The sequence below is a fragment of the Plantactinospora endophytica genome, assembly GCF_016862915.1.
Taxonomy (GTDB): domain Bacteria; phylum Actinomycetota; class Actinomycetes; order Mycobacteriales; family Micromonosporaceae; genus Plantactinospora; species Plantactinospora endophytica.
In genome coordinates, this window is the sequence record NZ_BONW01000002.1 from 263,200 (window position 1) to 279,665 (window position 16,466).

Sequence of the window (16,466 nt, forward strand, 5' to 3'; positions counted from 1 at the left end):
GCCGTCCGCTCCGCCAAGGTCTACAGTGGCTCGTCCCCGGTCGCTCAGCTCTGGTCGCTCATCCCCGGTCATTCAGCTCTCGTTGCTCGGCCCCGGTCGATCGTCCCTGGTTGGTCGGCTCTGGCCGCTCGCCCCCGGTCGCTCGTCTCCAGTCGGTCGGCTCCAGTCCGTCAGCTCCGGTCGGTCAGCTCCGGTCGGGACGGTTGCCGTCGAGCAGGAAGGTACGCCGCTCCTCCGGGCTGAACGGTCTGGTGGCTCGGCTGTCGACGGTGTGCAGGAGTTGTTGGAGGGAGCCGCAGACGTCACAGCTCCAGATCCGTACCGAGCCGTCGGAGTGCACGGTGGCGAGCCGTTCGCCGTCCGGGGCGAACGCGAAGCCGAGCGGCCCGGGGCCGAGCGTACGCAGGGTCACCGGTTCGGTGGCTCCCGAGGCGGACCAGAGCTGGACCCCGACGAGTTCCTCGCCGCCGCCGAGGATGGCGAGGTGCCGCCCGTCCGGCGTGTACGCCAGCCGGGTGGTGGCGGCACCCTGACCGGCGGCGGAGAGCACCACCCGGGCCCCGCCACCGCTCGCCGGCCAGATCCGGATGGTGCTGTCCCGGCTCAGCGCCGCCACCGAACCGCCGTCGGGGCTGAACGACACCGAGCTGACCGGTTCGGCGCCGCCGTCCAGGGTGGCGACCGGCTTCCCGGCGACGGTCCAGACGCGTACGCCGCCGTCCCCGGTACCGGTCGCCACCCGGGCACCGTCCGGGCTGAACGCCGCCGCCGCTGAGCCGGTCGGCGCCAGGTCGACGGCGATCGGGCGGTCGTCGAGCCGGTCCCAGAGCCGGATGCCGCCGCTGCCGCTGGTCAGCAGCCGTCGGCCGTCCGGCCCGAAGACGACCCGGGTCGCCCGCACGGCGTCGAAGGCAGCCAGTTGCCGCTTGGCCGCCCAGTCCCAGAGTCGGACCGTCCCGGTCGCGTCGAGGCTGGCCAGCCGCCGTCCGTCCGGGGCGAAGGCGACGTCCATGGTCATGCCGGCGTGCCCGGACAGTACGACCGGGGCGGCGGTGCTGACCGCGATCGTCGTACCGGCCGTCGATGGGGTTGGTCGGGCAGGTGACGAAGTGCGGGCGGGCGGTACGGGCCAGACCCGGACCGTACCGTCGAAGATGCCGGCGCTGGCCAGGTGGGTGCCGTCCGGGCTGAACCGGGCGGCGTGCACCAGACCGGCGTGCGGCTGTGCGATCGTCGGGTCGAACGGGCCGCCGATGTCCCAGCGCCGGACGGTGCCGTCCTGACCGACGCTGACCAGCCGGCCGTCCGAGGTCAGCGCGACCGCGCAGACCGTGCCGGCGTGTCCGCGCAGTGGCAGCGGGTCGAACGCACCGGTCGGGTCCCAGATCGTGATCACGCCGTACGCGTTCTTGGTGACCAGCCGGCGCCCGTCCGGGCTGAACACGGCGGGAAAGGCGCTGCGCAGCCGGCCGAGTACCGTCGGCGGGCCGCCGTCGGTCGGCCAGCTCCGCAGCACGCCGCCGTCCTCGGTGGTGGCGTTGTCGGCGGCGACGATCCGGGTGCCGTCCGGGCTGAACAGCAGGCCGTCGGCGGTGGCGGTGGAGTCGGGCAGCGACGTCGGCGCCCGGTCCAGCACCGGCGACCCGACCTGCCAGATCCGGGTCGGGTCGCCGGTGCTGGCCACGGCGAGCCGCCGCCCGTCCGGCGACCAGGCCAGCGAGAAGACGCTGCCCCGCGCGGCCGGTAGCGGGCGGGCCCGGGGCGTGCCGGTCAGTTCCCAGATCCGGACCACGCCGGCCGAGTCCCCGGTGGCCAGCCGGCGGCCGTCCGGACTGAACGCGACGTCCCGGACCGGACCACGGTGACCGGGCAGCGACACCGGGGGCCGGCCGGGGTCGGCGGTGTCCCAGAGCCGCACCGAGGGGGACTCGCCCGCGCTGGCGACCCGCCGGCCGTCCGGGCTGATCGCCAGCGCGGTCAGCAGTTCCGGGCCCGGCTCGGCCAGCGTGACCGGTGGCAGGTCGGGTGCGGCCGGCTGCCAGACCTGTACGGACTTGTGCTCCCCGGCGGCCACGGCGTACCGGCCGTCCGGGGTCAGCTCGGCCTGCTTGATCGGCGCGGCGAAGACCTGCCGCCCCTCGATCCCGCGCCAGCTCAGCGTCGCCTGCCGCAACACCGCTTCGGCCTCGGCGTCCGGCCGCAGCTCGAAGGCCCGCCGGGCCAGCAGGAAGGCGAGCTGTGGATCGCGGGACATCTGGGCCCGCGCCCCGGCGACCAACTGCCGGTGTACGGCGAGATCCCGCTGCCCCCGCGCCTGCCGGGCCTGCACCACCGCCACCGAGGCCAGCACGGTCACCACCGAGACGACGACCGCCAGCGCGGCACCGAGCAGGCGTCGCCGCCGCCGCCGACGGGCGGTCGAGCGGTCCTCGGCCCGCCGGCTGACGTCCAGGTACTCCCGTTCCGTGCTGGTCAGGCTCTCCGGGTGCGCGTCCGCCCACGCCCGGGCCCGGGACAGTGCCAGCCCCCGGTAGAGCCCGCCCGGGTCGTGGTCGAGCGACCGCCACACCGCCGCCGCCTGGGTGAGCTGCCGGTGCACGCGTACGCCGTCGAGGTCCTCCTCCAGCCAGCGGCGCAGCCGGGGCCAGGCGTCGAGCAGCGCCTCGTGGGCCAGCCGTACCGAACGGTCGTCCAGGGTGACCAGTCGGGCGGCGGCGAGTCGTTCCAGTACGCCCGAGGTCAGCGCGTCCGTCTCGGCCAGTTCGGCCCGGTCCACCCGGCGGGCGGTCGGCACCCCGGCCCGGTCCAGCGGCGCCGTCGGCTCGTCCCCGGTGCCGATCTCCACCATCCGCAGCAGTACGTGCCGGGCCGCCCGCCGCTGGCCGGGGTCGAACTCCTGCCAGATCCGTTCGGCGGTCTGCGCCACCGCGCCGTCGATCCCGCCGGCCGCCTGGTAGCCGGTGAGGGTCACCGCGCTGCCCCGGCGCCGCCGCCACGCCTCCAGCAGCACGTGCGAGGCGACCGGCAGCGCCCCGGCCCGGCCCGCCACCTGGGCCACGATGGTGGAGACCAGGGCGCCCTCGACCATCGCCCCGGCGCGCTCGGCGGGACGTACCACGGCGTCCCGGACCTGGGCGGCGGTCATCGGCCCGACCAGCACCTGGGCGTCGGACAGCGCCGCCACCAGGTCAGGCAGCTCGGCACAGTGCCCGTAGAAGTCGGCCCGTACCCCGAGCACCACCCGCAGCCGGCTGTCCGGCGCGGCGACGGCGGCGAGCAGCGCGGCCACGAACCCGGTCCGGGCGTCGGCGTCCCGGCAGAGCGTGAAGACCTCCTCGAACTGGTCGACCACCAGCCACAGCTCCGCCTCGGCGGGAGCGTCGGCGAGCAGTTGCCGGACGGTCAGGTGCAACCGGGCCGGGTCGACGGCCAGGTCCGCGCGGAGCGCACCGGCCGGGATCCGGAGCAGCCGGGCGAGCTGTACCGCCAGTTCGCCGAGCGGATCCGGCCCGGGGGTCAGCACCAGCACCGGCGGCCGTTCCGGTCGGCTCGTGACGGCAGGCACCAGCCCGGCCCGGAGTACCGACGACTTGCCGCTGCCGGAGGCGCCGAACAGGGCCACGAACCGGCGGCCGGTCAGCCGCTGCCGCAGGTCGTCGACGACGTCCTCCCGGCCGAAGAACCACTCGGCCCGCTCCGGCCCGTACGCCAGCAGGCCCTGGTAGGGGCTGTCGTCGGGGAGCGGACCGGCCGGAGCGGGGACCTCGTCGCGGGCGAGTTGGCGCCAGCGGGCCTCCCACTCGGCCGGGTCGCCGCCGCACGCGGTCACGTACGCCAGGGTGACGGCCAGGGTCGGCAGCCGCCGCCCGCCGGCCGCCTCGGACAGGGTGGTGGCGGAGAAGTGTGCCCGTCGGGCCAGTTCCCGGTAGCCGGGGGAGCCGGCCTTCTCCCGCAGCAGGCGGAGTCCGGCGGCGAACTCCCGCACCTCCGGAGTTCCCGGCCCCAGCGCGCCCTCTGGTCGCGGCACTGTTCTACCCCGCTCGCTCGCCTGTCGCTCGTCGTCGTCCGGCTCGCCGAGGCTCGCGCGGCGTCTTCCCTGCTCGCTCGCGTGTCGCTCGGCGTGGTCGTCCGTCGACTGTCCGGAGTTGATTGTCCGGGTCGGCGGCCCGAAGCCGGACAACGAGTCGGCGACTAGACATCGATACAGCCGGGGTGCGCCAGGCGCCCCACCAGTCAGATCACGAGGTACCAGTAATGCGATCCACTCTCCTCCGCAGCCCGCTCCGCCAGCTCTTCGTGCGGTCCCCGGGTGCGACAGTTCCTCGGGCGTCCGGTCGGTCCGGCCGGCGGCTCGGAGCGACGGCGGCGATCCTGCTCGGCCTGACCGTGGCCCTGCTCGCCGGAACCGCGTCACCGGCCAGTGCCGCGATCATCACCGTGCAGGACGGTTTCGAGGGCAACCAGGCGGCGAACTGGAGCTTCACCCACGTCGGTGACGGCACCGGCGGGATCAGTTCGTTGCAGACCCACAACGGGGTCAAGGACGGCTTCCTCTCGATGCGCAGCGCCGGCTTCTCCTCGGTCGGCCGGCGGGTCGCCCTGCCGACGACCACGAACTGCACGGCCGGCATCTGGGTGAATCCGGTCGGGGCCACGCAGCAGATCAACTTCGAGATCATCGAGCCGGTCAGTTTCACGTACGTGGCGCTGCAGACGGTGGTGTTGAGCGGGGACGCCCCGTACACCTTCGTCTCCACCTCGTGGAACCACGGCCCGACGGACATCCTGGTCCGGGTCTCGCTGATCGGCGCCAACGGCGTGCAGCTCGGCACCTGGGTCGACGACCTGGGCATCCTCTGCATCACCTGAGTCGGCGACGTTCGACGAAACGCGGGTGCCGTCCCCTCCGGGGGGCGGCACCCCTCGCGCGGTTCGGGACCAGGATCTCCCGGCGGTACGAGTCAGACCACAGGCAGCGGCGCCGTCACTCGTCCTCGACCCAGTCCAGGGTGCGGGCCACCGCCTTGCGCCAGTTGCGCAGCTCGCGGTCCCGGTGCGCTGGGTCCATCGCCGGCTCCCAGTCGGCGTCCTGGCGCCACTGCCCGCGCAGCGTCTCCAGGTCCGGCCAGAAACCGACCGCGAGCCCGGCCGCGTACGCGGCACCGAGGCAGGTCGTCTCGCTCACCCTCGGTCGGACCACCGGTACGTCGAGCACGTCGGCGAGGAACTGCATCAGCAGGTTGTTCGCGGTCATCCCGCCGTCCACCCGGAGCCGGCGCAGCGCCACGTCCGAGTCGGCGTTCATCGCGTCGACCACCTCGCGGGTCTGCCAGGCGCTCGCCTCCAGCACGGCCCGGGCCAGATGACCCCTGGTGACGTACCCGGTCAGCCCGGCGATCACCCCACGGGCGTCGCTGCGCCAGTGCGGGGCGAAGAGCCCGGAGAAGGCCGGTACGACGTAGCAGCCGCCGTTGTCCTCGACGGTCCGGGCCAACTCCTCGATCTCCGGTGCGCTGGAGATCAGCCCGAGGTTGTCCCGCAGCCACTGCACCAGCGACCCGGTGACCGCGATCGCCCCCTCCAGGGCGTACGTCGCCGGCTCGTCGCCGATCCGGTAGCCGACCGTGGTCAGCAGCCCGTGCCGGGACGCCACCGGACTCCGGCCGGTGTTGAGCAGCAGGAAGCTCCCGGTCCCGTAGGTGCACTTGGCCTCGCCGGGCTGGAAGCAGGTCTGCCCGAACAGCGCCGCCTGCTGGTCGCCGAGGGCGCTGGCCACCGGTACCCCGGCCAGCGGGCCGGCGCCCTCGCCCCCGGACAGGCCCTCCGCGGTGCCGTAGACCTCGGCCGAGGAGCGGATCTCCGGCAGCATCCCGGCCGGGATGTCCAGTACGTCGAGGATCTCCGGGTCCCAGTCGAGGGTCCGCAGGTCCATCAGCAGCGTACGGCTGGCGTTGGTCACGTCGGTGACGTGCCGCCCGGTCAGTTTCCAGATCAGCCAACTGTCCATGGTGCCAAACAGCACCTCGCCCCGGACGGCACGCTCGCGCAGCCCGCCGACGTTGTCGAGGAGCCAGCGCAGCTTCGGCCCGGCGAAGTAGGTCGCCAGCGGCAGCCCGGTGCGCTCCCGGAACCGCGCTTCGCCGTACTCGGCGTCGAGGCGGCGCAGCAGTGCGGCGGTGCGGGTGTCCTGCCAGACGATGGCGTGGTGCACCGGCCGGCCGGTGGCCCGGTCCCACACCACCGTGGTCTCGCGCTGGTTGGTGATGCCGATCGCGGCGAGCCGGCCGGCGCCGATCCCGGCCCCGGCGAGCGCCTCCGGCACCACCTGGGCGACCGCCGTCCAGATCTCCTCGGCGTCGTGCTCGACCCAGCCCGGTCGCGGGAAGATCTGCCGGTGCTCGCGCTGGGCCATCGACACGATGCTGCCGGCGGCGTCGAAGACGATGCACCGGGACGAGGTGGTGCCCTGATCGATCGCGGCGACGAACTGATCGGTCATTCGCAGCACCGTACCCGGCCCGGAGGTCCGCGTCACCCGGCTGCCCGGAGGCCCGCGTCATCCGCCTCGGCGGCCCGCGTCATTCGGCCCGCAGTCCCGCGTCATTCGGCTCGGCGGCCCGCGTCATCCGGCGCAAGGCCGGCCGTGACCCGCTCGGCGGTGTCGACTTCACCCGCTCGGCGGTGTCGGTTCCGGTCCACCACCCAGGCCGGCGCTGATCCGTACGGTGGTGCCCTCGGGACCGCTCTCCACCAGCATCTCGTCGCTGAGTTGCCGGGCCAGCCACAGCCCCCAGCCACCGGCGATCTCCGGCGCGGGGCGCCGCCGTTCGTCGAGCCGGGCGGTACCGATCCCGCCGCCGGTGTCGGAGACGAGGCAGTAGAGGGTCTGACCCGTACGCCAGAGCCGCAGCCAACCCCGCCCGCCGCCGTGCCGTACCGCGTTGGTGATCAACTCGTTGATGGCCAGTACGAAGTCGTCCAGCCTGGTGCCGTCGAGGCCGGCCGCCTCGGCGCACGCGGTGACGGTGTGCCGGATCTCGGTCACCCGGTCGGCGTCGAAGGTCTGGGCGAGCAGGGGCGGGGTCCCGTCGGGCGCGACAGCGGTGGGTGCGAGGGGATCTATGTCGCTCATGGCCCGTCCCGCCGCTGGTCGTCGATTCCTTTCGTGGCTTTCCCACCCTACGTCAGGGTATGTAGCTGCGCATCCGGGCCGACGGGCGGGTTGACCCGGGTGTACGGGGTCGTCCCCTTCGCCGCGCTGTGCGATGGTCGGTCCGTGCCGGACTCGTCGAGCGACGCGCCGGGCGGGCGCCGCCGCGACCCGCCGGGCAGTTCCCAGGCCCCGCTGTGGCGGTCCATCGCCGTCTACCGGTTCGCCGCCCTGGCGTACGTCGCCGTGCTGGCGGTACGGAACCTGAACGACTACGCCCATCCGGTGGCCGGTGCGGTGCTGCTGCTGGCGATGACCGGCTGGACGGTGTGCAGCGCGTACGCGTACGCCGATCCGACCTGGCGGCGCTGGCCGCTGCTGCTGGCCGACCTGGCCGTGGTGCTGGCGGTGGTGCTGGCCGCCCCCCGGGTGGTCGGCCGGGACGTCCTCAACGACGGCGTGCCACCGCCCAGCGTCGCCTGGCTGGCCGGGCCGGTGCTCGCCTGGGCGGTCTCCGGCGGACGGCGGCGCGGCGTGGTGGCCGCGCTGGTGATCGGCGGTACCGACCTGGTCGCCCGGGAGCGGTTCGTGCAGGGCTCGCTGACCGGCGCCGCCCTGATGCTGCTCGCCGGGATCGCCGTCGGGCACGTCGTCCGGCTCGCGGTGGTCGCCGAGGAGCGGTTGCAGCAGGCGGTCGAGTTGGAGGCGGCGACCCGGGAGCGGGAACGGCTGGCCCGAGGCATCCACGACTCCGTCCTCCAGGTGCTGGCCCTGGTCCAGCGTCGGGGCGCCCACCTGGACGGCGAGGCCGGTGAGCTGGCCCGGCTCGCTGGTGAGCAGGAGGCGGCGCTCCGGTCGCTGATCGCCAGCCGGGCGCCGACCGGGCTGGACCGGCAGGAGGTCGACCTGCGCTCACTGCTCGGCCGGTACGCCTCGGCCACCGTCTCGATCGCCGCCCCGGCGACGGCGGTGCCGCTGCCCGCCGGGGTCGCCGGTGAACTGGCGGCGGCGGTCGGCGCGGCGCTGGACAACGTGGCCCGGCACGGCGGCGGGCGGGGCTGGGTGCTGGTCGAGGACGATCCGGCGGCGGTCACCGTCTCGGTGCGCGACGACGGGCCGGGCTTCCCGCCGGGGCGGCTCGCCGAGGCGGCCGGCCAGGGGCGGCTCGGTGTGGCCCAGTCGATCGAGGGACGGATCGCCGACCTGGGCGGCACGGTCCGGATCAGCTCGGCGCCGGGCGAGGGTACCGAGGTCGAGCTGCGGGTGCCGCGCGGCCGTACCGTTCCGGAGCAGCGCGCGGACCGGTGACGCGTAGTCTGGTCGGCTCGCGGCGGACCGTCCACATCCCGACACCGGTTGCCGGGTACCACGACCGTCCACACGGGGATGCCGGCGACGCGCAGGTGGGCGCCGGTCGGCGGACGTACCGGAAGGGCCGGCTCGTCTAGGCTCGCCGGTGTGACCGACGAGGGTGTGCCGGCAGTCCGGGTGATGGTGGTCGACGACCATCCGATGTGGAGGGAAGGGGTGGCCCGGGACCTCACCGAGGCGGGCTACCACGTCGTCGCCACCACCGGCGAGGGGCGGCAGGCGGTCCGGGTCGCCCCGGCCACCCGGCCCGACGTCGTCGTACTCGACCTGCAACTGCCGGACGTCTCCGGAGTCGAGGTGCTCCGCGCGCTGCTGGCCGAGCTGCCCGGGGTGCGGGTGCTGATGCTCTCGGCCAGCGGCGAACAGCAGGACGTGCTCGACGCGGTGAAGGCCGGGGCGACCGGCTACCTGCTCAAGTCGGCCGGGCCGGCGGAGTTCCTGGACGCGGTAGGGCGTACCGCCGCCGGTGACGCGGTCTTCACGCCGGGACTGGCCGGGCTGGTGCTAGGGGAGTACCGGCGGATCGCCGCCGCGCCGGCACCGGCCGGCGACGACCTGCCCCGGCTCACCGAGCGGGAGACGGAGGTACTCCGGCTGGTCGCCAAGGGGATGTCCTACAAGCAGATCGCCGGCCGGCTCGGCCTGTCGCACCGTACGGTGCAGAACCACGTGCAGAACACGCTCGGCAAGCTGCAACTGCACAACCGGGTCGAACTGACCCGCTACGCCATCGAGCAGGGGCTGGACGACTGATCAGGCTCCACGACTGATCAGGCTCGACGGGGCGGGGGCCGGGTCACGGGGGCGGCTGGGTCTCGTTGATCGCCAGTTCCTCGGCGCTCGCGCCGCCGCCGGCCGCGCCCCGGTCGAAGGCGACGGAGTCGGTCTCGTCGTCGTCCCGGGCACCCTCGTCCGGCTCCACCAGCCGGCCGACCGGGCCACCGCCCGGCGCGTCGCCCAGGTTGCCGTGATCGTAGATCGACACCGGCGAGTTCGGGTCGGAGGTCGGCCCCGGATCCATCACGTCCGCGTCGAGCTGCGCCTCGGCGGCGGCCTCGTCGCTGTCCGCCTCGCCGGAGATCGCCTGGTCCACCGGGCCGGCCAGCGGGTCGTCGACCAGCAGCTCGGGGCGTTCCTGGCCGAGTTTGTAGTCCAGCGGCTCCCCGTCGGCCTGCTCCTCGGCGGTGTTGCCGTACCGGTCCACCGCCAGCGGCCGGTCGGCGGGCAGTGCGGCCGGATCCCAACCGTCCGCCTCCCGACCGGTGGCGACGTCGTCACCGGCCGACGAGTCGTCGTCGGCGGTGCCGGGCAGGCCCTCCGCCTCCGGGTCGGACACGGGCGTCGGAAACTCGTTACTGCGCATGACAGGTCACTACCCGCTGCCCGGCTAGCCGTAACCGGGCAAAGCCCGACCGCCCGGACCGCCCGGCGCGGATTAGCCGGCGGCGGAGCGGGAAGGACGGCGGTGGTGAGGTCGGTGACCGGCTCCCGCGACGCCGGCCGTCGGCGACGGAGGCCCGGCCGGTGGGGTCCGCGCACCGGTTTGCCAGGTTTCCGCTCGGCCCGTCGTGGTTAATGGGAGCCTCTGATCGAACGGCCCTGGCCCGTAGCCGTCGCTGGAGGTGACCCATGCGCGTTGGCCTCGTCTGTGCACACGCCGGCCCGCCGCAGTCCAGTCGCGGCCAGTTCGCCGGTACGCACCAGCACGTGGCCCGGGTGGCCGCCGAGCTGACCGGGCGAGGCCACGACGTACGGGTGTACGAGCGGCTCGACGATCCGGACGCGCCGCCGACCAGCGACATCGGCGGGTACCGGGTGGAGCGGGTGCCGGTCGGCCCGACCCGGCGTACCGCCACCGGCGAGCTGGTGCCGCACGTGCCCGAACTCGGCCGCTGGCTGACCGACCGCTGGGCGGCGGACTGGGCGCCCGAGGTGGTGCACGGGCACTTCTGGATCGGCGGACTGGCGGCGGCCAGCGCCGTCCGGGACACCGTCATTCCGGTCGTACAGACCTTCCACTCGCTCGGTGTCGAGCAACTCCGGCACCTCGGCGAGGCGTACCGGGGGCCGGGGCAACGGATCCCGCTGGAACTGGCGCTGACCCGGGCGGTCGACATGGCGGTGGCGCAGTGCACCGACGAGGTCGACGAACTGACCCGGATGGGGTTGCAGCGGGCCTCCGTCGTGGTGGTGCCGGCGGGGGTGGACACCGAGCTGTTCGCCCCGGAGGGCGAGGCGGTGTCCCGGGACCGGCGGCCCCGCATCCTGGCTGCCGGCGGACTTGACCCGGGACACGGGCAGGAGGACCTGATCCGGGCGTTGCGGCTGGTCGGGGACGTCGAGCTGGTTATCGCCGGTGGCCCGGCCGCCGACGGACTGAACGGCCACGCCGAGGCCCGCCGGCTGCGGGAGGTCGCCGAGCAGAGCGGCGTCGCCGACCAGATCCATCTGGTCGGCGCGGTGCCGCACGACCAGATGCCCGCGCTGTACCGCTCGGCCGACGTGGTCGCCTGCACACCCCGGTACGCCTCCGCCGGCCGGATCCCACTGGAGGCGATGGCCTGCGGGGTGCCGGTGGTCGGCTACTCGATGGGCGGCATCGTGGACACCGTGGTCGACGAGGTGACCGGCCGGCTCGTCCCACCCGGCGACGTACGCGGCCTCGGCGTCACACTGCGCCGGCTGCTCGCCGCCGACGCGGAGCGGTTCGCGTACGGGCACGCGGCGGTGGACCGGGTCCGGTGCAGCTACACCTGGGACCGTACGGCCGGTGCGCTGGAGCGCCTCTACGAGCGGGTGGTACTCCGCCGCCAGCCCGCGACGAGCTGACCGGCCGCCGCCAGCCCGGCGACGGGTCGACCGCTCGGCACGGTGGAACCCGACCGGACGGAACGGGCGAGGCTCAGCGGCGGGGGATCGGGGCGATCGAGGTCGACCGGCGGCGGTTCGGGGCGGGACGCCTCGGCACCCGCTCGGCGGGTCGGGCCGGCAGTGCCGCCCTGGACCGTGCGGGCAGTTCCCGGCCACGTTGGTCGGGCAACAGGGTGTGCGTGTGCTGCGGTTCGGCGTACCGGGTCAGGCCGAGCACCGCGACCAGGGTGACCAGGAAGCCGACCCCGGCCAGCCACTCCCGGCCGGGCCAGATCCGGTCGCCGAGCAGCAGCAGCCCGACGATCGCCGCCGGCACCGCCCCGGCGGCGTCCATCGCGGCCACCGCCGCCGTGGTCGAGCCGCGCTGCATCGCGAGGCCGAGCAGCAACTGGCCGACGACCGAGTGGGTGATCAGCAGATAGAGCAGGGGGTCACGGAGGAAGGCGTCGAACGAGTGCACCGAGGCCAGCGGCCGGGCGGCCACCGCAGCGGCCGAGAACGCCAGCCCGGCCAGCGAGCCGAGCGCCACCGAGCCCGGTGCGCCGTGCAGGCGTACCGCGAAGAAACCGAGCCCGCCGATCACGCCGAGCGCGACCACCAGCCCGGCCACCCCGGCGGTCCCGAGCTGCCTCGACGGCGCCGGTTTCGCGGCCAGCACCAGGGCGGTGATCCCGACCAGCAGCAGTACCAGCAGGAACACCTCGGCGGCCGGCAGCCGCCACTTGAGCACCAGCACCCCGAGCAGCGCGGTCACGCCCAGCCCGGCCGCCACGCTCGCCTGCACCAGGAAGAGCGGCAGGTCGCGCCGGGCCAGGAAGGCGAGCACGAAGCCGAGCATCTGGCAGGTCAGCCCGACCAGGTAGCTGCGGTGCCCGGCCAGCCGCAGCAGCAGCCCGGGGTCGAAGGTGTGGTGCAGGGTCGTTCGCGTCGCGGCCACCGACTGGAGCAGGTTGGCCACGCCATAGGCGGCGATCATGGCCGCGAGGAAGCACCAACCGGTGGACACCACCTGGCGAGGATAGAGGCTGATGCGCCGGTTCGCTCGGCCGGCTAGCCGAGCCGGTCGAGCAGATCCTGGTGCAGTTTGCCGTTGCTGGCGATCGCGCTGCCGCCACCCGGGCCGGGGCGTCCGGCCAGGTCGGTGAAGGTGCCGCCGGCCTCGGTCACGATCGGGATCAGCGCCGCCAGGTCCCACAGCGACAGCTCCGGCTCGACCATCGCGTCGACCGCGCCCTCGGCGACCAGCATGTAGCCGTAGAAGTCGCCGTACGCCCGGCTGCGCCACACGGCGCGGATGATGTCGAGCATCGGGTCGAGCCGGCCGGTCTCCTCCCAGCCGTGCAGCGAGGAGTAGCAGAAGCTGGCGTCGGCGAGCCGGCCGACCCCGGAGACCCGGATCGGGGTGGCCGCCGCCTGGTGCTTGCCCGCGTACGCGCCGAGGCCGGTCGCGGCCCACCAGCGGCGGCCCAGCGCGGGCGCGGAGACCAGCCCGACGACCGGCGTGTCGCCGTCCATCAGCGAGATCAGGGTGGCCCAGATCGGCACCCCCCGGACGAAGTTCTTGGTGCCGTCGATCGGGTCGATCACCCACTGCCGGGTGCCGGCTCCGGCGGGTGCGGCGGAGGCGCCGTACTCCTCGCCCAGCACGCCGTCCCGGGGACGGGTGCGGGCCAACGTGGCCCGGACGGCCTTCTCCACGGCGGTGTCCGCGTCGGTGACCGGTGTCAGGTCCGGCTTCGACTCCACGTGCAGGTCCAGGGCCCGGAACCGGGCCATCGAGATCGAGTCTGCGGTGTCGGCGAGCATGTGCGCCAGGGACAGGTCGTCCGCGTACCGGGCCATGGCGGGAAACCTACTCGATCCCGTCCAGTCGAGTGCGTTAGCATCCCGCGCCGTGGCCACCGAACCGATTTCCGACCTGTCCCCCGAACTCCTGATCGGTCTGCTCGCCGAACCCGACCGGCTGGCCACCTTCGCCGCCATGGTGCTCGGCGCGGGCGATCCGGCCGAGGTGGCGGAGCGGACCGGGCTGCCCGCCCGGACCGTGGTCGCCGCGCTGCGCCGGCTGGAGACCGGCGGCCTGGTCGAGACGGTGGACGGCCGGACGGTCGCCCTGGTCGGGGCGTTCAAGGAGGCGGTACGCGCACATCCGCCCGCCGCCGCCGAGCCGGACGTGGAGCTGGACCCGGACCGGGCCACCGCGACGGTACTCCGGGCCTTCGTCCGGGACGGCCGGATCAGTCAGATGCCGGCCGCCCAGGGCAAGCGTCGGCTGCTGCTGGAACACGTCGTGACCACCTTCGAGCCGGGGGTGCGGTACTCCGAGCGTGAGGTGAACGCCCTGCTCCGGGCCTGGTACGACGACTACGCCGCGCTGCGCCGCTACCTGGTCGACGAGGTGCTGCTGACCCGCCGGGACGGCGTCTACTGGCGCAGCGGCGGCCCGGTCGACCTCGACCCGGGTCCGGCCGCCACCGACCCCGACGGCATCGACCGTTAGCCCCCCGCCACTCGGCGTCCGGTAACTCCGCTACTCGTCGGTGCCGGCCCGGCACGTCAGCAGCCCCGACGGCGTCGACCGCTAGCCCCCGCTACTCGGCGTCTGATAACTCCGCTACTCGACGGCGCCGGCCCGGGACGCCAGCAGTCGGCGGAACGACGCCAGCCGGCGCGGGTCGGCGTTGCCGGCCGCCACCCAGGCGTCCAGGGCGCAGTCGGCCTCGTCCGGGGTGTGCTCGCAGTTGGGCGGGCACTCGACGGTCCCCTCGACCAGATCGGGGAAACCGTGCAGCAGGCTGTCGGCCGAGACGTGCGCCAGGCCGAAGCTGCGTACCCCGGGGGTGTCGACGATCCAGCCGGGATGGGTCCGCCGGTTGCCGGGCAGCGACGGCAGGCGCAGCGCCACCGCGCTGGTGGAGGTGTGCCGGCCCCGGCCGATCGCGCTGACCGTGCCGACCGCCCGGTCCGCCGCCGGGACAAGCCGGTTGACCAGCGTCGACTTGCCCACCCCGGAGTGCCCGACCATGACCGAGACGCGCTCGGCGAGCAGCCCGCGCAGCTCGTCGAGGTCCGAGCCGGGGCCGACGAGTACGTGCGGCAGGTCGAGTTCCGCGTAGTAGCCGAGCACCCCGTCCGGCGGCGCCAGATCCGACTTGGTCAGGCAGAGCAGCGGTTCGATGTCGGCGTCGTACGCCGCCACCAGGCAGCGGTCGATGAACCCGGTCCGGGGCGGTGGGTCGGCCAGCGAACTGACGATCACGAGCTGGTCGGCGTTGGCCACCACGACCCGTTCCAGCCGCCCCTCGGCGGTGGTCTCGTCGTCGTCGGCGGTACGCCGCAGCACCGAGGTCCGCTCGGCGATCCGGACGATCCGGGCCAGCGCCCCGGCCGCACCGGAGGTGTCGCCGACCAACGCGACCCGGTCGCCGACCACCACCGACTTGCGGCCCAGCTCGCGGGCGCGCATCGCGGTGACGGTCCCGTCGGCACCGCCCCGTTCGACCTGCCCGCCGGCCGGGTCGTCGCCGACCACGCAGGTGTAGCGGCCGCGGTCGACGGCGATCACGAACCCGTCGACGGCGTCGGAGTGCCGGGGCCTGGTCCGGGTACGCGGGCGCGACGAACGACCGGGTCGGACCCGTACGTCGTCCTCGTCGTACTCCCGCCGCTTGCCCGCCAGCTCCGCTCCCCGTTTTCTCGCGTTCGTCTCCGGGCGGCGGCGATCAGCGAGGGGACGGACCGGTCCCGGCTATCGGCGCCCGTCGCCGCCGGTCACCATCGTCGACCATAGTGCCGGGAACTCGGGCATGGTCTTGGAGGTACACGCCACGTCGTCCAATTCGATGCCGGGAACGGAGAGCCCGATCACCGCCGCCGCGTGTGCCATCCGGTGGTCGGCGTAGGTCCGGAAGGCGCCGCCGTGCAGTGGCCGGGGCCGGATCTCCAACCCGTCGGCGGTGTCGGTGACCTCGGCGCCGAGCCCGTTCAGCTCGCGGGCCAGCGCGGCCAGCCGGTCGGTCTCGTGGCCCCGGATGTGTGCCACGCCACGGAGCCGGGACGGCGAGTCGGCCAGTACGGCGAGCGCGGCCAGCACCGGGGTGAACTCGCTGACGTCGGAGAGGTCGGCGTCGAGCCCGTGGATCACTCCGGTGCCGCGTACGGTCAGGCCGTCGGTGCCCAGGGTCACCTCGCCGCCCATCCGGGACAGCAGCTCACGGAGCGTGTCGACCGGTTGCAGGCTGCTGCGCGGCCAGCCGAGCAGGGTCACCCCGCCCCCGGTGACCAGTGCGGCGGCGAAGAACGGCACGGCGCCGGAGAGGTCCGGCTCGATGTCCCAGCCGCGCCCGGAGAGCCGCCCCGGCTCCACCACCCAGACGTCCGGGGTGCTGTCGTCGACGGCGGCACCGGCGGCCCGGAGCATCTGCACGGTCATCCGCAGGTGTGGCGCGGACGGTACCGGTGGGCCGACGTGCCGGACCACGATCCCGCGGTCGAACCGGGCCCCGCCGAGCAGCAGCCCGGAGACGAACTGGCTGGACGCCGAGGCGTCGATCACCACCTCGCCGCCGAGCACCCGGCCGGAGCCCTGCACGGTCAGCGGCAGGCTGGCGCCCTCGGTGGTGTCGATGCGTACGCCGATGGAGCGGAGCGCCTCGACCAGCGGGCCGAGCGGGCGTTGCCGGGCGTGCGGGTCGCCGTCGAAGGTGACCGGCCCCTCGGCCAGCCCGGCGACTGGCGGGACGAACCGCATCACGGTGCCGGAGAGGCCGACGTCGACGTGCGCCGGGCCGTGCAGCGGGTTGGGCCGGACCAGCCACCGTTCGTCGTCCACAGTGGAGACGTGCGCGCCCATCCCGCGCAGGCCGCCGGCCATCAGCTCGGTGTCCCGGGCGCGGAGCGGGTGACGCAGCGTGGAAGGGCCGTCGGCGACCGCGCTGAGCACCAGCGCCCGGGCGGTCAGCGACTTGGAGCCGGGCAGCCGCAGCGTCGAGGCGACCGGGTCGGTCGCGGTCGGCGCGGTCCAGGGTTCGAGCGGGCGGACCGCCGTCAGGTTCGGCACCGGTACATTCTGCCT

At 74.4% G+C, this 16,466-nt stretch carries 13 protein-coding genes; 5 read left to right on the top strand and 8 right to left on the bottom strand.

Going from position 1 to position 16,466, the window contains the following annotated elements; genetic code table 11:
- Positions 1–184: 184 nt before the first annotated feature.
- Complete coding sequence (locus Pen02_RS04110; protein WP_203864540.1) at positions 185–4,027, bottom strand: nSTAND1 domain-containing NTPase; 3,843 nt, start codon at positions 4,025–4,027, stop codon at positions 185–187.
- 227 nt (positions 4,028–4,254) lie between these two features.
- Here Pen02_RS04110 and Pen02_RS04115 point away from each other — a divergent pair, with 227 nt between their 5' ends.
- Complete coding sequence (locus Pen02_RS04115; RefSeq protein ID WP_203864541.1) at positions 4,255–4,869, top strand: hypothetical protein; 615 nt, start codon at positions 4,255–4,257, stop codon at positions 4,867–4,869.
- Positions 4,870–4,984: 115 nt separating this feature from the next.
- Here the strand turns inward: Pen02_RS04115 and glpK are convergent, their stop codons facing one another.
- The gene (gene glpK, locus Pen02_RS04120) at positions 4,985–6,499 is read right to left on the bottom strand and encodes a glycerol kinase GlpK (RefSeq protein WP_203864542.1); all 1,515 of its coding nucleotides are present in this window, start codon (positions 6,497–6,499) and stop codon (positions 4,985–4,987) included.
- 168 nt (positions 6,500–6,667) lie between these two features.
- Positions 6,668–7,132, bottom strand: coding sequence for an ATP-binding protein (locus tag Pen02_RS04125; RefSeq protein ID WP_203864543.1), 465 nt, complete (start codon positions 7,130–7,132; stop codon positions 6,668–6,670).
- A gap of 144 nt (positions 7,133–7,276) precedes the next feature.
- Between Pen02_RS04125 and macS the strand changes: the two genes are divergently transcribed.
- Positions 7,277–8,458 (top strand): MacS family sensor histidine kinase, encoded by a 1,182-nt coding sequence (gene macS, locus Pen02_RS04130; protein ID WP_239140041.1) that lies wholly within the window; start codon positions 7,277–7,279, stop codon positions 8,456–8,458.
- Between the two features lie 183 nt (positions 8,459–8,641).
- Positions 8,642–9,274, top strand: a complete 633-nt coding sequence (locus Pen02_RS04135) for a response regulator (protein WP_203864742.1) — start codon at positions 8,642–8,644, stop codon at positions 9,272–9,274.
- 43 nt (positions 9,275–9,317) lie between these two features.
- Here the strand turns inward: Pen02_RS04135 and Pen02_RS04140 are convergent, their stop codons facing one another.
- Positions 9,318–9,884, bottom strand: coding sequence for a DUF5709 domain-containing protein (locus Pen02_RS04140; protein ID WP_203864544.1), 567 nt, complete (start codon positions 9,882–9,884; stop codon positions 9,318–9,320).
- A gap of 266 nt (positions 9,885–10,150) precedes the next feature.
- Here Pen02_RS04140 and Pen02_RS04145 point away from each other — a divergent pair, with 266 nt between their 5' ends.
- Positions 10,151–11,350 carry a glycosyltransferase gene (locus Pen02_RS04145; protein ID WP_203864545.1) on the top strand — a complete coding sequence of 400 codons (1,200 nt, stop codon included), beginning with the start codon at positions 10,151–10,153 and terminating at the stop codon, positions 11,348–11,350.
- Positions 11,351–11,423: 73 nt separating this feature from the next.
- Here Pen02_RS04145 and Pen02_RS04150 read toward each other — a convergent pair whose 3' ends face one another.
- Both Pen02_RS04150 and hisN read right to left on the bottom strand, forming a co-directional pair.
- On the bottom strand, positions 11,424–12,368 hold the full coding sequence (locus Pen02_RS04150; RefSeq protein WP_307837699.1) for a hypothetical protein: 945 nt from the start codon (positions 12,366–12,368) through the stop codon (positions 11,424–11,426).
- Between the two features lie 74 nt (positions 12,369–12,442).
- A complete protein-coding gene (gene hisN, locus Pen02_RS04155; RefSeq protein WP_203864546.1) occupies positions 12,443–13,234 on the bottom strand; it encodes a histidinol-phosphatase in 792 nt (263 codons plus the stop codon).
- Positions 13,235–13,286: 52 nt separating this feature from the next.
- On the opposite strand from hisN, the gene Pen02_RS04160 reads away from it, so the two are divergent.
- Positions 13,287–13,892 (top strand): DUF2087 domain-containing protein, encoded by a 606-nt coding sequence (locus Pen02_RS04160; RefSeq protein ID WP_239140042.1) that lies wholly within the window; start codon positions 13,287–13,289, stop codon positions 13,890–13,892.
- Between the two features lie 114 nt (positions 13,893–14,006).
- On the opposite strand, the gene rsgA is transcribed toward Pen02_RS04160, so the two are convergent.
- Together rsgA and aroA are read right to left on the bottom strand one after the other, a co-directional pair.
- Entirely contained in the window at positions 14,007–14,957 is a 951-nt protein-coding gene (gene rsgA / locus Pen02_RS04165; protein ID WP_239140044.1) for a ribosome small subunit-dependent GTPase A, read from the bottom strand.
- Positions 14,958–15,140: 183 nt separating this feature from the next.
- Positions 15,141–16,451, bottom strand: coding sequence for a 3-phosphoshikimate 1-carboxyvinyltransferase (gene aroA / locus Pen02_RS04170; protein WP_203864547.1), 1,311 nt, complete (start codon positions 16,449–16,451; stop codon positions 15,141–15,143).
- Between the last annotated feature and the right edge of the window lie 15 nt (positions 16,452–16,466).